At 60.1% G+C, this 18,525-nt stretch carries 14 protein-coding genes and 2 tRNA genes; 4 read left to right on the top strand and 12 right to left on the bottom strand.

All coding sequences use genetic code 11. The features are described from left to right. Positions 1-146: 146 nt before the first annotated feature. From DCO47_RS18075 to DCO47_RS18090, 4 genes are all read right to left on the bottom strand, one after another. Positions 147-1,442 (bottom strand): virulence factor family protein, encoded by a 1,296-nt coding sequence (locus DCO47_RS18075; protein WP_116658613.1) that lies wholly within the window; start codon positions 1,440-1,442, stop codon positions 147-149. Continuing rightward, positions 1,442-4,081 carry a bifunctional lysylphosphatidylglycerol flippase/synthetase MprF gene (mprF, locus tag DCO47_RS18080; RefSeq protein WP_116658614.1) on the bottom strand — a complete coding sequence of 880 codons (2,640 nt, stop codon included), beginning with the start codon at positions 4,079-4,081 and terminating at the stop codon, positions 1,442-1,444. The genes DCO47_RS18075 and mprF overlap by 1 nt, the downstream gene beginning before the upstream one ends. Positions 4,082-4,360: 279 nt before the next feature. Further along, positions 4,361-4,437, bottom strand: a tRNA-Met gene (locus tag DCO47_RS18085). 221 nt (positions 4,438-4,658) lie between these two features. Then, positions 4,659-4,735: transfer RNA gene (locus DCO47_RS18090), tRNA-Met, on the bottom strand. 278 nt (positions 4,736-5,013) lie between these two features. On the opposite strand from DCO47_RS18090, the gene dinB reads away from it, so the two are divergent. Then, complete coding sequence (gene dinB, locus DCO47_RS18095) at positions 5,014-6,075, top strand: DNA polymerase IV (RefSeq protein WP_042608243.1); 1,062 nt, start codon at positions 5,014-5,016, stop codon at positions 6,073-6,075. Positions 6,076-6,169: 94 nt separating this feature from the next. On the opposite strand, the gene DCO47_RS18100 is transcribed toward dinB, so the two are convergent. The 4 genes from DCO47_RS18100 to DCO47_RS18115 form a co-directional block, all read right to left on the bottom strand. Continuing rightward, positions 6,170-7,123 carry a hypothetical protein gene (locus tag DCO47_RS18100; RefSeq protein WP_042608242.1) on the bottom strand — a complete coding sequence of 318 codons (954 nt, stop codon included), beginning with the start codon at positions 7,121-7,123 and terminating at the stop codon, positions 6,170-6,172. 17 nt (positions 7,124-7,140) lie between these two features. After that, positions 7,141-8,856 carry a proline--tRNA ligase gene (locus tag DCO47_RS18105; protein WP_042608241.1) on the bottom strand — a complete coding sequence of 572 codons (1,716 nt, stop codon included), beginning with the start codon at positions 8,854-8,856 and terminating at the stop codon, positions 7,141-7,143. Between the two features lie 129 nt (positions 8,857-8,985). After that, positions 8,986-10,545 carry an AmpG family muropeptide MFS transporter gene (locus DCO47_RS18110; protein WP_116658615.1) on the bottom strand — a complete coding sequence of 520 codons (1,560 nt, stop codon included), beginning with the start codon at positions 10,543-10,545 and terminating at the stop codon, positions 8,986-8,988. A 43-nt stretch (positions 10,546-10,588) separates the two neighbouring features. Further along, positions 10,589-10,942 (bottom strand): MGMT family protein, encoded by a 354-nt coding sequence (locus tag DCO47_RS18115; RefSeq protein ID WP_083352143.1) that lies wholly within the window; start codon positions 10,940-10,942, stop codon positions 10,589-10,591. Positions 10,943-11,107: 165 nt separating this feature from the next. Here DCO47_RS18115 and DCO47_RS18120 point away from each other — a divergent pair, with 165 nt between their 5' ends. After that, positions 11,108-12,115 carry a DUF481 domain-containing protein gene (locus DCO47_RS18120; RefSeq protein ID WP_042608238.1) on the top strand — a complete coding sequence of 336 codons (1,008 nt, stop codon included), beginning with the start codon at positions 11,108-11,110 and terminating at the stop codon, positions 12,113-12,115. A gap of 50 nt (positions 12,116-12,165) precedes the next feature. Here DCO47_RS18120 and DCO47_RS18125 read toward each other — a convergent pair whose 3' ends face one another. Together DCO47_RS18125 and DCO47_RS18130 are read right to left on the bottom strand one after the other, a co-directional pair. Beyond that, positions 12,166-13,620 (bottom strand): toxin-antitoxin system YwqK family antitoxin, encoded by a 1,455-nt coding sequence (locus DCO47_RS18125; RefSeq protein WP_064364215.1) that lies wholly within the window; start codon positions 13,618-13,620, stop codon positions 12,166-12,168. A 130-nt stretch (positions 13,621-13,750) separates the two neighbouring features. Continuing rightward, positions 13,751-13,960, bottom strand: a complete 210-nt coding sequence (locus DCO47_RS18130) for a cold-shock protein (protein WP_002554837.1) — start codon at positions 13,958-13,960, stop codon at positions 13,751-13,753. Between the two features lie 355 nt (positions 13,961-14,315). Between DCO47_RS18130 and dcd the strand changes: the two genes are divergently transcribed. Beyond that, positions 14,316-14,882, top strand: a complete 567-nt coding sequence (gene dcd / locus DCO47_RS18135) for a dCTP deaminase (protein ID WP_007940589.1) — start codon at positions 14,316-14,318, stop codon at positions 14,880-14,882. 107 nt (positions 14,883-14,989) lie between these two features. Further along, a complete protein-coding gene (locus tag DCO47_RS18140) occupies positions 14,990-15,199 on the top strand; it encodes a hypothetical protein (RefSeq protein WP_016771389.1) in 210 nt (69 codons plus the stop codon). Positions 15,200-15,242: 43 nt separating this feature from the next. Here the strand turns inward: DCO47_RS18140 and pdeM are convergent, their stop codons facing one another. Next, the gene (gene pdeM / locus DCO47_RS18145; RefSeq protein ID WP_371919884.1) at positions 15,243-15,896 is read right to left on the bottom strand and encodes a ligase-associated DNA damage response endonuclease PdeM; all 654 of its coding nucleotides are present in this window, start codon (positions 15,894-15,896) and stop codon (positions 15,243-15,245) included. After that, positions 15,893-18,382 carry a ligase-associated DNA damage response DEXH box helicase gene (locus DCO47_RS18150; protein WP_116658617.1) on the bottom strand — a complete coding sequence of 830 codons (2,490 nt, stop codon included), beginning with the start codon at positions 18,380-18,382 and terminating at the stop codon, positions 15,893-15,895. The genes pdeM and DCO47_RS18150 overlap by 4 nt, the downstream gene beginning before the upstream one ends. Between the last annotated feature and the right edge of the window lie 143 nt (positions 18,383-18,525).

Raw genomic sequence — 18,525 nt, forward strand, 5'->3', positions numbered from 1 at the left:
AGCGGTGTGTCAGTTGGCAAATAGGTGGCTGACACTCCGCTATCGCGAGCAGGCTCACTCCTACAGGGGATTGGGGTGATCCACGCAAATGTAAAAAGCCCCCGCTATTGTGAGATGGCGGGGGCTTTTGTAGTCGGCGGCTCAGATCACTCTTCGGCGACCGAATCCTTGCTCTGGCGCTTCTGAATCAGCTCCACCAGACGCTTGGCCAGCGCCGGGTAGTTTTCATCAAAGTGATGTCCGCCGGGCAGTTTCACTGCTTCGCCAACGGCAGTCCTGTCGGTGCAGCCACTCTCATCCGCCTCTTCTTCACCATAGATGCACACAACCTTCGCCGCTGGCAGCTTGGCCATTTCCGGGCCGGTGGCGGCTTCTTTGCCGGCGTTGCCGAGCCAGCCTTCGACTTCGATTTCGAAGCTGCCGGTGCGGGCGAAGGCGAGCAGGATGATCGCGTCGACGCGCTGCTGTTCGTTCTCTGGCAGGCGGTTGTAGATCGCTGGCAGGACGTCGGCGCCGAACGAGTAGCCGGTGAGGATGAAGCGCTTGGTGCCCCATTTCTGCCGGTAGTGCTGCATCAGTTCGGTGAGGTCCAGGGCGCTTTGTTCCGGGCTCTTGTGCTGCCAGTAGTAGCGCAGGGTGTCGATGCCGACCACCGGGTAGCCGATCTTGGCCATTTCCCCGGCGACGTCGCGGTCGAGGTCGCGCCAGCCGCCGTCACCGGAGAGGAACAGGGTCACGGTGTCGTTGGCCTGACCGGCCGGGACTTCCACTACCGGTATTGCCAGCCCGCCGTTGGCCTTGTCGCCGCCGACGAGGATTTTGCGCAGTTCGTTGTTCAGCACTTGCGGCAGGTTGATGTCGTAGTCGCTGATGCTGGTTTCGGCGTTCGGCTGATCGCGCACGAACCCTGCGCTGGCGTCGTCCGGGTTGTCGTTCCACGCCACCAGCCAGTGGCCATGGGCGGCGGATTTTGGCAGCAGGTGGGTGCAGCCGGGCTTTTCCAGGGCCAGATCGACGGAGATGGCCTGGGCCTTGTCGTCTTTCTGTTCCGCCAGCCAGCGCCACGCCAGTACGGCGCCCGGGCCGATGCCGCTGACCAGAGTGGCCGGGCCGTTGAGTTCGCGCAGGCCAGATTGCAGTGCACGGCTTTGCAGCAGGCAGTCCTTGGGCAGAATCACTTGGACAATCTGCGCCGAAGCGCTGCGGCTGAGGGTGGTCAGTTGTTTCTCGGAAAGCTTCTGTTCGTCGGTGACAGCCACCAACACCTGAGCCTTCGGCTTGCTGCCCGGAATCACCCGGGTCATGGCCGCGCCATCGGCGGGTTTGAGCTGTTCGACGGTCGGTTCCGGTGCCGGGCGTTTCAGGTACCAGTAACCGCCGCCGGCAATCACGGCCAGCACAATCAGTGCGGCCAGGATGTACTTCAGGGAGCGTTGAATCATCAGCGTTTCACCAATCCAGTCAAGCCGCCCGCGATCAGGGCGGCAGTGTCGGCCAGCGCCACGAGCGGATCGAGTCCGGCGGGCACGGCCATATAACGGGGTTCCCAGTCAGGCTGGAACTTGTCTTTGAAGCGGCGCAAGCCTTGGAAGTTGTACAGCTGCTCACCACGGCGGAAAACCATCGAGCCCAGACGCTGGGTCAGTGGCGCACCACGGCGGGGTTGCAACCCCGACAACGGCACCATGCCCAGGCTGAAGCGCGCGTATCCGTGACTCTTATAGTGTTGAATCAGGCCGACCATCATGAATTCCATGGTCAGCTTCGGCGCTTCCGGGTGCGCGCGCATCAGGTCGAGACTGGCCAGATCGTGACTGTAAGTCTCAAGCAGATTGGCGAACGCCACCGGACGGCCTTCGAAGCGAATCACCGCGATGCGGAAATGCTTCAGGTAATCGTCGCTGAAACGGCCGAGGGAGAAGCCTTTCTCGCGCACGTTCTTGCCGGTCAACCAGGCATCGGAAATGACCTTCAGCTCATCCATCGGCGCCTGACCCGGCTCATGGATTTCCAGCGACAGACCGTCGCGGGTGCCACGGTTCCAGGTGTAGCGCAGGTCTTTCATCTCCTTGCCCTTGGCTTCCAGATCGAAGCGTTGCAGATCGACCCGGGCTTCTTCGCCGAGTTTGATCGCGGTCAGGCCGATGTCCATGTAGTACGGCAGATTTTCCGCGCGCACTTGATAGAACACGGGGCGGGTGTGGTGGATGTCGCAGAGGTCGCGGAACTGCCAGATCATTTCCGCGCGTTGCTGGCTCGGCCCGATCGGGTCGTACAGCGCCACCAGACTGCGGCCACGCCGGGCGTACATCAGAAACGCCTCGTCGTTGGGATGAAACAGCAGCGCTTTGTCACCGGTCAGCGCGAGGCCGCCATCGGGTTGCGACGAGGCCATGAGGATTTTCGCTGCGCGGTCGAGTTCGTCCGGCGTCGGCAAATGAATCACCGGGCGCGCGGTGCGCAGCAGCCAGGTCAGGGAGATGATCACCAGCAACACCGCCGCGCCGAGCAGCGAGCGCAGGCCGCGCGGCGCGTCAGCGTCGAGGGTGAACTGCCACCACAGTTGATGGCTGTAGGGCACGTCCTGATAGGCGAACAGCAGCAACCAGGCCGAAGCGCCCAGCACGCACAGGCTGGCGACCAGATACAGCGGCGAGAACGGCAGCTCGGTCAGGCGGCTCGGGCGGTAGAAGGAGCGGCGGAACACACCCAGCAGTGCCGCCGTCAGTGTCATCAGCGTGGCTTCTTCCCAGTCGAAGCCTTTGAGCAGCGAAAGCAGGGCGCCGACCAGCAGCAGAATGGTAGTCAGCATCCACGCCGCCGACAGGCGCCGACGCAGGCCTTGGGCGAGCAACAGGCACAAAACGCCAATCAGGCTGGCGCCGAAGTGCGAGGCGTCGACCAGACGATGGGGGATCAGAAAACCGATGTGCTCCAGGCGCGTGTCGATCTCCGGGGTCGCGCCGGAAAACAGCAGCACCACTCCCGACAGGAACACCAGCACCGCCAGAATCGGCGCCGCCAGACCGGACGCGGCGCGCATGGTCTGGGTCTGAAACAGGCGCTGGCCTTCGTTGATCAGCAGCAACACGCAGGCGACCAGCAGCGGCAACACCACGTAGATCAGGCGATAGAGCAGCAGGGCAGCGGCCAGCGGCGCGGCGCCGAGCTTGTCGGCAAACGCGGCAAGCAGAATCGCTTCGAACACGCCAACGCCGCCCGGCACATGACTGAGCACGCCCGCGGCCAGCGCCAACAGGTAGACCAGCAGGAATGGCGCAAACGGCGGCGCTTCCGGCAGCAACAAGTAGAGAACGGTGGCGGCAGCCGCGACGTCGAGAGCGGTGATCAGCAGTTGCAGAAGGGTCAGGCGTCGACCCGGCAGGCGCAATGTCCGCCGACCGGCGCGAACCAGCAGATTGTCGGGGTAGGGTTGTTCCGGCAGACGACGGCGATAGATGCCGACCGCTAACACGGCACCGAGGATCAGTACGGCGGCGGCGACCGAACCAAGCAAGATTTCCGACAGTCCCAGCGCTTGCGAGGCAGCAGGCAGATTGCTCAACGTTGCCAGCGCAGCCAGCGGCGGCAATGCGCAGCCCAGCGAGAGGCTGGCGAACAGCGTCATGTGCGCAACTTCTGACGCACCGACACCCAACCGCGCATATAAACGATAACGAACCGAGCCGCCGGACAGCAGCGACAGGCCAATCGCATTGCCGATGGCAAACGCGGTGAAGCCGCCGAGGGCGAGCGTACGCGGCGGCAGCTTCACGCCAGCGTAGCGGCTGGCCGACCATTCATAGCCGAGCAGAATGATGAAGCCGACCACGGTCGCGCCAATGGCGCCGAGCAGGGCCGGTTTTGGTACGTCGAGAATCGAGTCATGCAACGCGTCGAGATCGAGCTCGGCGAGCAGATGGCGGCAGGCAATCAGGGCAATGGCAAACAGCAGCAACGTCACCGCCAGACCGATCGGCTGACGGTATTTGCTTAACCGATCCAGCCAGCGCAAACGCTGGGGTTTGATCGGTTGTTCTGCTGTAACGGTGTCTTGTGGATCAGACGAGTTGGCGCGCATCAATCACCTCTTGGATTGTGCGCGACAGGATGGAGGTATCCAGCCAAGTTACCAATCCCTGTAGAAAAAAATAATCACAAAATACTACGCCTCTCGTCGGGCATCGGCGAGGGCAGTTCCTGGATTGCAGAAAGCCTGTCTGCGACTCAAGCATAGTCGCAACACAGCAGTTCTGATGATCCCCAGCGGTTCACTGCACAGTGACAGATCATTGTTGCGAAAGGACTTTTTCGACAGATACAAAAAAGGCCACTCTTTCGAGTAGCCTTTTTTGATGTTTGGTTGCGGGAGCCGGATTTGAACCGACGACCTTCGGGTTATGAGCCCGACGAGCTACCAGACTGCTCCATCCCGCGTCTGTGTGGCGGCATTCTACAGGCGAACGGCGAGGTGTCAACCGCTAATCCCCGAATGGGTCAAATAACTGCGAAATCGCGGCAAACGGTCGCAGGCGCGCGTTAAGTTTCGGAAATCCAAAGAAATCCTGTTCTTCCCCAACCTGTGTCGCACGACGCTGGTTGGACAAAACAGGCGCGCACAAAAAAGGCCACTCTTTCGAGTAGCCTTTTTCGATGTTTGGTTGCGGGAGCCGGATTTGAACCGACGACCTTCGGGTTATGAGCCCGACGAGCTACCAGACTGCTCCATCCCGCGTCTGTGTGGCGGCATTCTACAGAGGTTCGCGAGTGTGTCAACCTGGATCTGGATAAATCTGTTGAGGTTCAAGCGCTTAGCATCTTTTCGGGACCCGGTGATCGGCGCGCAGGGCAGGCCGCGCAAGGCTTTCAGCTCTATTGACCGCTGATCTCTGATTGAGAAACTAAATTCATAAGAAATTTCCTACGGTCGGAAAAGAACATTCAACCACTGGTGCTATATACAGGTGCCAATGAGATACTGCCGCTCCGGCTTGCCACGTTGCTTTTTCCGACATGACCCAGCGAAAAATCATCCACATCGACTGTGACTGTTTCTACGCCGCCATCGAGATGCGCGACGACCCGCGTCTGGCCGGCAAGCCACTGGCGGTGGGTGGTTCGGCGGACCGTCGCGGGGTGATCGCCACCTGCAACTATGAAGCGCGCGCCTATGGCGTGCGCTCGGCAATGGCCTCCGGGCATGCGTTGAAGCTGTGCCCGGACCTGACCATAGTCAAGCCGCGCATGGACGCTTATCGGGAAGCGTCGAAGGAAATTCATACGATCTTCGCCGACTACACCGATCTGATCGAGCCGCTGTCGCTGGACGAGGCTTACCTGGATGTGTCCGACAGCGCGCATTTCGGCGGCAGCGCCACGCGCATCGCCCAGGACATCCGCCGCCGGGTTTCCAATCAACTGCACATCACCGTTTCCGCTGGCGTGGCGCCGAACAAGTTTCTGGCGAAGATCGCCAGCGACTGGAAGAAACCCAACGGCTTGTTCGTGATCACCCCGGATCAGGTCGAGGATTTCGTCAGCGGTCTGCCCGTCAGCAAGCTGCATGGCGTCGGCAAGGTCACCGCCGACAAGCTCGGCAAGCTCGGCATCGTTGACTGCCAGCACTTGCGCGAATGGGGCAGGCTGGCGCTGGTGCGCGAATTCGGCAGTTTTGGCGAGCGATTGTGGAATCTCGCCCGGGGGATCGATGACCGCCTGGTGCACAACGACAGTCGACGTCAGTCGATCAGTGTGGAAAACACCTACGATGTTGATCTTCCGGATTTGCGCGCCTGCCTCGACAAATTGCCCGAGCTGCTCGACACCCTGAAAAACCGCATGGCGCGGATCGACAGCAGTTACCGACCGGGCAAGCCGTTCGTCAAAGTCAAATTTCATGACTTTACCCAGACCACACTGGAACAGGCCGGGGCAGGGCGGGACCTGGGCAGTTATCAGTTGCTGCTGACTCAGGCGTTCAATCGCGGCGGCAAGCCGGTGCGGTTGTTGGGAGTGGGGGTGAGGCTGGAGGATTTGCGCGGCGGGTTTGAGCAGATGGAGTTGTTTGAGCGGTAGATCGTCAAAGCAAAAGATCGCAGCCTTCGGCAGCTCCTACACCGGGATGGTGTACACCCTGTAGGAGCTGCCGAAGGCTGCGATCTTTCAAGGCTTAATTCGGCCCCGGATCAGCCACTAAACGCCCGGCATCCTTGGCCAAAGACTTGAGAAACTCAGTCTGCAACTCCGGATCATTGCGCGTCAGTTCGATCAGGCTTTGTTCCAGTTCGCTGGCTTCCTCTTCCAGGCCCAGTTCCGACAGGCGTTTGACCCGGTGCACCCACTGGCTCACCTCGTCATCTTCCAGATCGTCATAAATCAGCCCGTGCGCTTCCAGCAACTTGCCGCGCAGGTGACCGCTGAGCATCAGTGTCGAGTCGGAGTGCACGTCATCCTTTGCGTCTTCGACACTGATCTGCAAGCGGCCGATATGATTGAGGTCATGTTCGGCGAAAGGACTGTCGAGCAGGTTCAAGCGCAGCACGCCGTTGCGGTCGGTGGTCATGTCGAACGTCTGCTTGCCGGCCTTCACCTGCACCGGGCGCTCGCTCCATGGCAGGCTCGAATACTCCGTGCGCTTGTCGCGCTGGACTTCGTCGATGCCCGCGAGGTTCTGCTGCGCGCGACCGTTGGACTGCGCGTTCATGAACGGGTTGAGCCCGGCGAAACCGTAGCTCAGCCAATCCTTGGTGACGCTGTCCGGCAGGTTGCCGAGGGCGAACACGTTGACCACGTTCGCACCGACACCACCGACCACGGCCACCGCGCCCAGCGGAATCTCATAGACTTCGCGCCAGGGTTGGTAAGGCGTGTAGCGGTCGTAACGGCGGGTGACTTCGAACTCGGTGACTTCGAAGGTCTTCTGCTCGTTGATCTTCACGCGTCGCTGCGGCAGCTCGAGCACCTTGGGCTCGCCGACATCGATCTGCAGGCTGTGATCAAGCAACTTTCGCTCGACCCGCTCTTCGTGCTCGCTGCGTTGCGACATGTGATTGGCGCAGCCGCTGACCAGCAGGGCGCCGCACAGGGCGGCGCCACCGAGGCCTAAGGTGTTTCGCTTGAACATGACGTCTCTATCTGGTTTCAGCGGCGGATACGGGCCTGAAGGAAGGACACAACATCGGCCACCGGCAGCGCTTGCGCCTCTGCTGCGGAACGACTCTTGTATTCCAGGTTGCCTTCGGCGAGGCCGCGGTCGCTGACCACGATCCGGTGTGGAATGCCGATCAGCTCCATGTCGGCGAACTTGATGCCCGGGCTGGTTTTCTTGTCGCGATCGTCCAGCAGCACTTCGAAACCGGCCGCCGTCAGTTCGGCATACAGCTTGTCGGTGGCTTCGCGAACCTGCTCGGTTTCATAGCGCAGCGGTACCAGAGCGATCTGGAATGGCGCCAGCGTGTCGCTCCAGATGATGCCGTTGGCGTCGTTGTTCTGCTCGATCGCAGCGGCAACCACGCGGGATACGCCAATGCCGTAGCAGCCCATTTCCAGGGTCACCGGCTTGCCGTTCTCGCCCAGCACTTCGCACTTCATCGCCTTGCTGTACTTGTTACCCAGCTGGAAGATGTGGCCGACTTCGATGCCGCGCTTGATTTCCAGCGTGCCTTTACCGTCCGGACTTGGGTCGCCAGCAACGACATTGCGCAGGTCGGCAACGGTCGGAATCGGCAGATCACGCTCCCAGTTCACGCCGAAGTAGTGCTTGTCGTCGATGTTGGCGCCGATGCCGAAGTCGCTCATCATCGCGACCGAGCGGTCGATGATGATCGGCAGCGGCAGATTCAACGGGCCGAGCGAGCCAGCGCCGGCGCCGATCGCATCACGCAGTTCGGCATCGGAGGCCATCACCAGCGGGCTGGCCACGCCTGGCTGGTTGGCAGCCTTGATTTCGTTCAGTTCGTGGTCGCCACGGATGACCAGCGCGATCAGCTTGCCTTCTTCTTCGGCATGAACGATCAGGGTCTTGATGGTCTTTTCAATCGGCAGATTGAATTTTTCCACCAGCGCCGCGATGGTTTTGGTGTCCGGTGTGTCGACCAGGCGCAGCTCTTCGGTTGGCGCAGGGCGCGAGGTTTCCCGTGGCACCGCTTCGGCTTTTTCGATGTTCGCTGCGTAGTCGGAACCGTTGCTGAAAACGATATCGTCTTCGCCGGACTCGGCCAGCACGTGGAACTCGTGGGAGCCGGCGCCACCGATCGAACCGTTATCGGCTTCTACCGGGCGGAATTTCAGGCCCAGACGCGTGAACACGTTGCAGTACGCCTCGTGCATGCGGTCATAGGTGATCTGCAGCGACGCCTGGTCGGCGTGGAAGGAGTAGGCGTCCTTCATGATGAATTCGCGGCCGCGCATCAAACCGAAGCGTGGGCGGATTTCGTCACGGAATTTGGTCTGGATCTGGTACAGGTTGATCGGCAGCTGTTTGTAGCTGCTCAACTCGTTGCGCATCAGATCGGTGATCACTTCTTCGTGGGTCGGGCCCGCGCAGAAATCACGACCGTGGCGGTCTTTGATGCGCAGCAGCTCAGGGCCGTATTCTTCCCAGCGCCCCGATTCCTGCCACAGCTCGGCCGGTTGGGTGCTCGGCATCAACACTTCCAGAGAACCGGCAGCGTTCATTTCTTCGCGAACGATGGCTTCGACCTTGCGCATGACTCGCAGGCCCATGGGCAGCCAGGTGTACAGGCCCGAGGCAAGCTTGCGGATCATGCCGGCGCGCAGCATCAGCTGATGACTGATCACGACCGCGTCGGAAGGCGTTTCTTTCTGTGTGGCGAGCAAAAATTGACTGGTGCGCATGGTTGGCCGTTGTCGGTTGCTATGACTGGAAATGACGGAGCAGTGTACCGGCGAGTTTTGCTGACGTACAGAAGTGTGGCCGGCGCAGAGGTCCGGTGGCGGGATTCCTCCCGTCACCGGCGAAGTGTCCTACGATTCTTCGGTTGCGGGCGTCGGTGCGGGTTCGGGCGTCGGTGCCGGCCCTTCGCGGCGGCGCTCCTGAAACCAGTGCAGCGCAATCAGCAGCAGCGTCGGCACGCCGAGCAGGGCGGTAATGAGGAAGAAGCTGTGATAGCCGAACTTCTCGACCAGCACGCCGGAATAGCCGCCCATCAGGCGCGGCAGCAGCAACATGATCGAGCTGAGCAGGGCATATTGCGTGGCCGAGAATTTCAGGTTGGTCAGGCTCGACAGGTAGGCGACGAACGCTGAAGTCGCCAGGCCCGAGCTGAAGTTGTCGAGGGAAATGGTCACCACCAGCATCTGCAGGTTCGGACCCATGTCCGCGAGCATCACGAACAGCAGGTTGGTCGCCGCCGAAGCCACGCCGCCGATAAACAGGATCGGCAGGATGCCGAAGCGCACGATCAACAGGCCGCCCATGCCGGCGCCGACGAGGGTCATGATCAGGCCGAAGATCTTGCTGACGCTGGCAATCTGATCCTTGGTGAAGCCCTGGTCGATGTAGAACACGTTGGCCATCACGCCCATCACCGTGTCCGACATCCGGTAGGTGGCGATCAGGCCCAGCAGCAACAGCGCCTGCCAGCGGTAACGCAGGATGAAGTCATTGACCGGCGTCAGCACCGGCGCCAATCCACGCCGGCCCATGGCCGACAGACACATCCCCGTGAGTAGCGTATAGAGAATGGCGCGAAGGAAAGCGCGGTCTTCGAGCAGCAGGTCGAGCGGGCTCATGTCGCCGAACAGCACGCCAGCGAAATCAGTGTTGTACAGCTGGGTGAACATCGCCGGTACGGAAACCAGCAAAACGATCAGCACGAACACCGACATCAATTGATGCATGAACGTATAGCGCCCGGCCTGCAACTGCGTGCGCAGCGGCACCGGCGGCTCACGCATGAACAGCGTGGTGAGCAGCGCGGGCACCATCAATGCGCCGAACAGCACATAGGTGCCGGTCCACGCCGCGTGCTTATAGTTGAAACCGGTAGAGCCGAAACCTTCGGCGAAGAACAGCGCGCCGGCGGTGGCGAGCAGGGCGGCGACGCGGTAACCGGACATGTAACTGGCGGCGAGGGCGGCCTGGCGGCTGTCATCGGCGATTTCCAGGCGATAGGCGTCGACCGCGATGTCTTGTGTGGCTGAGGCAAAAGCGACGACGACGGCAATCGCGATCAGCCAGGACAAATGCTTCTGCGGATCACAGAAACCCATGCCGATCAGACCAAGAATCACCAGTGCCTGAGAGAGCACCAGCCAGGAACGGCGACGACCGAGTTTGCCCAGCAAGGGCAGGCGCCATTGGTCGAGCAGCGGTGACCAGACCCATTTGAACGCATACGCCAGGCCGATCAGGCTGGCATAGCCGATGGTTTCACGGGCTACGCCCGCTTCACGCAGCCACACGGAGAGCGTTGAGAACACCAGCATGTACGGCAGGCCGGCGGCAAAACCGAGCAACAACAGCACGAGCGTCGAAGGACTGGCATAGGCGGCGAGCGCGGCGCGCCAGGTTTTACGGGGCATGGGCTGAAGTCTGCCTCAAAATTGCGAAAACAAAGCGCGCACTCTAACCGCTGTGCTCTACCGGACGCCAGCCATGGCGCCGAATATCCACACGATTGTTCTGGATGGTGATGCCTTCCATGCGCAAGCGCGCGCGTTGTTCATCACCGGAGGGACTGCCGACCGGCAGGCTGATGCGTCCGCCGGCACCCAATACGCGGTGCCAGGGCAGCCTGGTGTCGCCGGGCAACTGGCTCAAGGTGCGCCCGACCCAGCGCGCGGCGCGGCCCAGTCCGGCCAGTTCGGCCAGCTGTCCATAACTGACGACTTTGCCTTCGGGCACTTGCGCGAGCGTCGAGTAGAGCGCCGTGCGTCGGATTTGCGCATCGTTTTCGACGCTGTCGAGCGGGTCTTTCACGTACGCGGCTCCTGAGCATTGGCGTGATGATGGCGACAAGGGTAATCGCTCGTGGCGCAGTTGAGAAATGAACTCAATTGAAATAGTCCGGTCAGTCCTTGTCTTGGGCAAAATCCTACGGATAATGCCGACCCTTTTCGCCAACTCTGAGCCCCCGGTCTGCTTATGTTCCCCAGAACCTTGTTGTGCCTTGCTGTTTTCAGCACGTCCACGCCCCTGCTTGCCGACACCGTCTGGTTGAAAAACGGCGACAAGTTGAGTGGCACTATCACGGTCTTCGACGGCGGAAAGCTGTTGATCCAGACCAAATACGCCGGTGCCGTGGCAATTGACTGGAAAGAGGTCAAGACCCTCGACAGCGATCAGCACTTGCTGGTGAAGCAGGACGCCTATGCCGGCGAAGTGTCGAAATCGCTCACCGCGGCCGACGACGGCAAGGTCACCCTGGCCAATGGCGAGGCGCCGAAGACAGTCGAGCTGGCGAGCATTCAGCAGATCCTCAAGCCCAAGCCGATCGTCACCGACCTGGTGTGGAAGGGCAACGTCGACCTGGCGCTGGATTATCAGCGCGCCGAAAAGGACACCGACGATTACGATGTTGGCTTCAAAACTTCCGCTCGCCATGGTCGCTGGCGGCATATCGCTGAGGGCGAGTACAACCGCGAAGTGCAGGATGCGGAAACCACCACCAACAACTGGCGCGCCGAATACTCCCTCGACCGCTTCCTCACCGATCAGTGGTTCTGGCAGGGGCGCATCAACTACAAGCGTGATCACATCGAAGAGCTGGCGCGTCAGCGTGTGGTCGGTACCGGTCCGGGCTACCAGTTCTGGGACGACGAACTGGGCGCGTTCTCGCTGGGTTCGTTGCTTAACCGCACCGACTATGAATACCGCGATGGCAGCAAGGACAACTTCTATTCCGTCGCCATGAAGTGGGACTACAACCGCTACCTGATCGGCAAGAAGGTCGAGTTCTTCACCAATGGCGAAGTTGGCAAGCCGTTGTCGGGCGTCGCCGATTACGCACTGGATGCCGAGCTGGGCCTGCGCTACAAGGTCACCGAATGGGCCTCGCTCAATCTCAAGGCCGAGCGCGACATCATCAGTGGCACCAACGATGCCGATTTGAACAAGACCCGCTATACCGCTGGGTTTGGCGTCGCTTGGTAAACACCTGCGCTAGAAAGGAGAAAGCCCCGTGATTGCGGGGCTTTTCATTGTCAGCTTTCTGCTTTGGTCTTGCTGACGGGAATCGAAACACATTCTCCCTGCCTGACGCCCATCTGATATTGGCATTGGTAGCTCAGGCTGCCGTCTTTCCTGAAGAAGCGCATCGGTCCATGCTCGGCACCATCGATATAATCGGTAAATGAAGCCATCTCACCGTTTTCGTGCCATGTCGTGGATGATCCGTGAAGGTTGCCGTCTTTGTATTTTCGATGTTCTTTAAGCTGGCCGGTCGCGTACCACTGTTTGAAGTCGCCCTGTTGGCGATGTTTTTCATCCCACTGCCACTGCAAGGTTTGCCTGCCTTGCTCATTCCATTGCTCATAGCTTCGTTGAATGCCGTTCCTATAAAACTGCTTCTCTTTGACAGTCCCGTCGATGAAGTAAGTGGTTATCCAACCATCTGGCTTGCTGTCGAAATTGGTGCGGGAAGTCTCAATGGCTCCGTTGTCAAAATAAGAATTATCCGGTCCTTGAGCTTTGCCGTTGATGTAAACGGTTTCGTACTTGACCTGTCCATTTGAATGGTAGCTAAGGACAGGGCCGTCGAGGACGTCATTTCGATAACTGCTGCGTCCGATCAGCGCCCCGTCCTCGTCGTATTCGAGATACTCGCCATCTACGTGCCTGCCCAGATGCCAGTTATAGGACTCAGCGATTTTGCCATTCTCGTGATAGATAAATTGCCAACCCTCGAGATGGTTGTTGAGGTAGTTTTCACGCTTGATGACGACCCCTTGTTCGGAATATGTCAGCGCCTCGCCCTGACGCAGGCCGTTAGCATCATTCTGGTAGGTCCGGCGGGGTTTTCCGTTTCGATAGTAAGCTTTGTATGTCAGAACGGGTTTCGCTGAAGCGAAGTCTTCTCTGTCGACGTAATGCTCGCTGCTTAGACTTCGCGTGTCCCGGTAAAAAATTTGTGCTTGCCACGCCTGTTTTTCTTCGTCATAGGACATTGGCATTTTCAGGTAGTACAACGCCAGGCCTTCGCCGATCGGCTTGAGGTGCTCGTCCAGATAAAGCTTGTCGTCTGCCAGAGGGTTCGTCAGGTCTGCGCACTCCTCAGGAGTGCAGGGGCGTACCTTTTCGAAGAAGGCGCGTTTTCGCTCGCAAGCAGAGAGCGTCAGAATCAGGGGGATTTTTTGGTCGATCAAGTCTTGGACTTCGCCGAGCGCTCGTCGAAATGATTCGTTCGGAATGCCCAATGATTCTGGAGTCAAATAGACCTCGTTGCTGCCGCAGGCGTGAGGAGTCGAGAGCGTCAGGAGCGCTGCGCCTCTGAGTTGCATCGAAGAGTGGCCATTGACTTCTGGTCCTTTCGCCAGATATGTCGCACGAGGGTTCATGTCGAGAATCACCGTCGGATGATCAGATTTGGTCTCTGCATTCAGAGGGGGGGCGAACGCCAACAGCAACGCGTTGAATGTGCTCCAAGAGATGAATTGCATCCTGCTTCTTCCATGTGATTCCAGGGCGCGTATCATATAGAGCGGAGGCAAAAAGAGGGGCAAACAAAATATACAGACACAAAAAAGCCCCGCTTTTAAGGGCGGGGCTCTTTTCTAAAGAAGCTACAAGTTAGATAACTTGTACTTCTTCAGCTTGCATGCCTTTCTGACCGCGGGTAGCGATGAAAGAAACCTGTTGGCCTTCTTTCAGGCTTTTGAAGCCGTCGGATTGGATAGCTTTGAAGTGAACGAACAGGTCGTCACCGGATTGTGGAGTGATGAAGCCGAAGCCTTTTTCATCGTTGAACCACTTAACGGTACCGGTTTGGCGATTAGACATGGTGTAACTCCTTGAACAAAGATAACTGCGACTCAGGAAGAACCCTGGCCGAGACTGAGTGCAAAGAGCAGGAAAAATTCTTGTAGATGGTTGGATCGAAATTCAACATATCGTGTAGAGATTCTCAGTGACACAAGCAACACAGTGACGCCACCTTAACCCTTTTTCCGGAACGTGCCAATGTTTCTTGCAAAGGATTCTGTGTTTTAGGGATCGGCGATGCGGCTGTTCGTCGCCACATCTCGTAAATACGGGGTGTTCGCCGAGAATTGCGTTGCGCACTTTGATCGCGGCGACGCGCCCGGTAAGATGCCGGACAGAATTTTTCCACCTCGCTATTCAGGACAACCCCGCCATGAGCATCAAATCGGACAAGTGGATTCGCCGCATGGCGCAGGAACACGGCATGATCGAACCGTTCGTCGAGCGCCAGATGCGCGGCAGCGACGACAGCCGGGTGATTTCCTACGGCGTGTCGAGCTACGGTTACGACGTACGTTGCACCAACCACTTCAAGGTGTTCACCAACATCAACTCGGCGATCGTCGACCCGAAGAACTTCGACGCCGGCAGCTTCGTCGACATCCACAGCGACGTCTGCATCATCCCGCCGAACTCCTTCGCCCTGGCCAGCACCGTCGAATACTTCCGTATTCCGCGCAATGTGCTGACCATTTGCCTGGGCAAGAGTACCTACGCGCGCTGCGGCATCATTGTTAACGTCACTCCGCTCGAGCCTGAGTGGGAAGGTCACGTGACCCTGGAATTCTCCAACACCACCAACCTGCCGGCGAAAATCTACGCCAACGAAGGCGTGGCGCAGATGCTCTTCCTTGAATCCGATGAGGAATGTGAAGTTTCCTACAAGGATCGTGGCGGCAAGTATCAGGGCCAGCGTGGCGTGACCTTGCCGCGCACCTGATCGACCATCCGACGGATGTCGGGAATTCTTTGGCGGGCAGACACTCTATGGGGTGTACTGCCCGTTTTTGTTACACACAAATTCGGGCCTTCACTGAGGAGTGCCCTATGAAGATCGACCCGCGAATCAGCGCTGAACTGGCAAGGCTTGAGCCCAATCAGATAGGCGTACTGGCCTGGTCGCTACTGGCGAATCCGTCGTTGAGCCTGTCCGGCGGCGTGCCCGGTCAGCCCGATCCCGATACTCCCAACGAACAACCGACCGAACCTGGCGAACCAACGCTGCCGGACGAACCGCCTCCGGCGCCAGTTGCCTGACCCCACTCATGAATATGGCCCGTCAACCCGATCGATCTGCGATCTAGCTGACGGGCCATATTTCGTTGTCGCCGATCACGAAGACTCTGCAGCTGTCGTCGCGCTCGACCTGATAGCCGCCGGTAAACGCACCGAACGCCGGCATCAGGCTGATGCGCTCACCCAATCTGAAACAGGCCAGGCGCAAGCTCTGCCGGCCTCTGCCGTGCAATCGATAAACCGGATGAACGTGTCCCGCGAGCACGTGCCGTTCGGGATGCGGATCGGGTTCATGTTGCAAGGCGAATGGCCCGAGCAATAGCGGCTCGGGTACCACGCGGATATTCAGCGAGGGCGGTGGGTCGCCAGCGCGTTTGTCGTGGTTGCCGCGAATCAGCGTCATCGGCAGGTCAGCGTGCCGCGCGCGCCATTCTCCCAGCGCATTCAGTGTGGTCGGGACATGGGAGCCAGGCCCATGCAGAAAATCGCCGAGGAAGATCAATTGGCGACACGGCAGTCGCGCCAGCAGCGCGTCGATCACTTCGATGTTGCTAGCCGTGGTGCCATGCGGCACCGGCTGGCCGAGGCTGCGATAGGCCGCCGCTTTGCCGAAATGCACGTCGGCGATCAGCAGCACCTCCTGCGCGGGCCAGTACAGGGCTTTCTCCGGCAGTAACCACAATTCTTCGCCGGCCAGGCGCACCGGGTAGGCGCTCACGACGATTTACCGTTATCAGCAGTTTTTTCCAGGTCACCGACCATTCTTCTGATCCTGTCAGCCAGTTTTTCCGAACTCATGCTCTCGCGCATCCGCTCCACCAGCAGCGGAAAGCCCAGCGGTGTAGGACGTTTAAGCTGATGCACGTCGAGTTTCATCCGATTGATGCGTTCCAGTGTCTGTTCCAGACGGCGAATATCCAGTTCTTCGCGCAGGACTTCTTCCCCAGCCTGGGCCAAGAGCAGATTGTCGGCGTCGTATTGTTTGAACACCTGGAAAAACAGGCCACTCGACGCCTGCACCTGGCGCGTACTCTTCGGTGCGCCCGGATACCCGGCGAACACCAGTCCGGCGATCCGCGCGATTTCGCGGAAGCGGCGCAACGCCAATTCGCCGGCATTGAGACTGGCCAGCACGTCCAGCAACAGGTCATCGGCATTGAACAGGTGCGCGTCGAGATGGGTGGCCCAGTCCACCGGCGTGGCGCTGAGCAATTCCAGGCCGTAGTCATTCACCGCGATCGAGAAGGTCACAGGCTGGCGCTGGCTGACGCGCCACGCCAGCAGGCTCGCCAGCCCCAGATGAACTTGGCGCCCGGCGAATGGATAGAGGAAAAGGTGCCAGCCTTCGCGGGATTTCAGCACTTCGGCCAGCAGATTTTCCGTGGTGGGCAACCCAGACCAGCGTATCTGCGTTTCCAGTAGCGGCCGCAGCGCGTGCATTTCCGGGCCGTTGAAATGACCTTGAGCAGCGGCGCTGAAACGCGCCACCACCGCTTCGGCCAGTTCGTTGGATAACGGCATGCGCCCGCCATTCCAGCGTGGCACGGCGGCTTTTTTCGCGGTGCTGCGTTTAACGTAGGCGGTCATGTTTTCTACCCGCACCAGCTCCAGCAAGCGGCCGGCAAAGAGGAAACCATCGCCGGGTTTCAGTCGCGCGATAAAGCCTTCCTCGACGCTGCCCAGCTGTTTGCCGCCGCCACCCTTGCTCCAGAATTTCAGGTTGATGCTCGCGTCGCTGACAATGGTGCCGATGCTCATGCGATGGCGCCGCGCCAGACGTGCATCCGGCACACGCCAGACGCCGTGTTCGTCCGGCTCGACCCGGCGGTAGTCCGGGTACGCTGTAAGAGACATCCCGCCGTGGCGTACGAAAGCCAGTGCCCAGGCCCAGTCCGCCGGTGTCAGGTCGCGATAAGCCCAGGCGGCGCGGACTTCTTCGTACAGATCCTCAGGAATAAAGCCACCGCCGAGGGCCATGCTGACCAAATGCTGGACCAGCACATCCAACGGCTTGTGCGGCGACAGGCGTGGCTCGATGCGCCGTTGCTCGACGGCATCGCGGGCGGCGACCGCTTCGATCAGTTCAAGGCTGTGGGTCGGCACCAGCGTCACCCGCGAGGTGCGCCCCGGTGCGTGGCCGGAGCGCCCGGCACGTTGCATCAACCGCGCGACCCCTTTCGCCGAGCCGATCTGCAGCACGCGCTCGACCGGGAGGAAATCCACGCCCAGGTCCAGGCTTGAGGTGCACACCACGGCTTTCAATTGGCCATTCTTCAACGCCTGCTCGACCCAGTCGCGGGTGTCGCGGGACAGTGAACTGTGGTGCAACGCGATCAACCCGGCCCAGTCCGGCCGCGATTCCAGCAGCGCCTGATACCAGATCTCCGACTGCGCGCGGGTGTTGGTGAACACCAGGCTGCTGGCGCAGGCGTCGAGTTCGGCCACCACTTGCGGCAGCATCTTCAGACCGATGTGTCCGGCCCACGGAAAACGCTCGGTGGCCGGTGGGAGCAGGGTATCGACCTGCAGGGTTTTTTCGCTTTTACCCTGGACGCTGACGCCGCCGCCCTGTGGGATCAGTACTTGCTCGGCGTGGGACTGATTACCGAGGGTGGCGGAAACGCCCCAGACGATCAGTTCCGGCTGCCAGTGACGCAGACGGGCGAGGGCCAGTTGCAGCTGCACGCCGCGTTTGTTGCCGAGCAATTCGTGCCATTCATCAACGACGATCATGCGCAGGGTCGACAACGCCGTGCGCGCATCGGCGCGGGCGAGCAGCAGGGTCAGGCTTTCAGGTGTGGTAATCAGGGTGGTCGGCAGGCGCCGGCCCTGACGAGCGCGTTCGCTGCTGCTGGTGTCGCCAGTGCGCAGGCCGATGCTCCACGGAATCTGCAAATCATCCACCGGGGTTTGCAGTGCGCGGGCAGTGTCGGCGGCGAGGGCGCGCATCGGCGTGATCCACAGCACCGTCAGCGGTTCGGCCGGCGGTTTGCGTTTGCGTGGCGTGGCCACGGGCGGCTGCAAGCGGGCGAAGCGATTGAGTGCGGCAAACCACACCGCATAGGTTTTGCCGGCGCCGGTGCTGGCGTGGAGCAAGCCGGATTCGCCGTTTTTCACCGCCGCCCACACCTGTTTCTGAAAGGCGAACGGCTTCCAGGCGCGAGCGCTGAACCAGGTTTTTGCAAAGTCGGGGGATTTCGCCATGCCGGCTGCGTGCGCTCTGGAGGTGTTGTTTCAGAGACAGCGAAGCGTGGCGACAAGTTTGATTTTTGTGGCTTGCGCGGTCCCCTGTAGGAGTGAGCCTGCTCGCGATAGCGGTGTGTCAGTTACATCAATGTTGGATGTGA

The sequence above is a fragment of the Pseudomonas sp. NDM genome, from assembly GCF_003105095.1.
GTDB classification, from domain to species: Bacteria; Pseudomonadota; Gammaproteobacteria; order Pseudomonadales; family Pseudomonadaceae; genus Aquipseudomonas; species Aquipseudomonas moraviensis_A.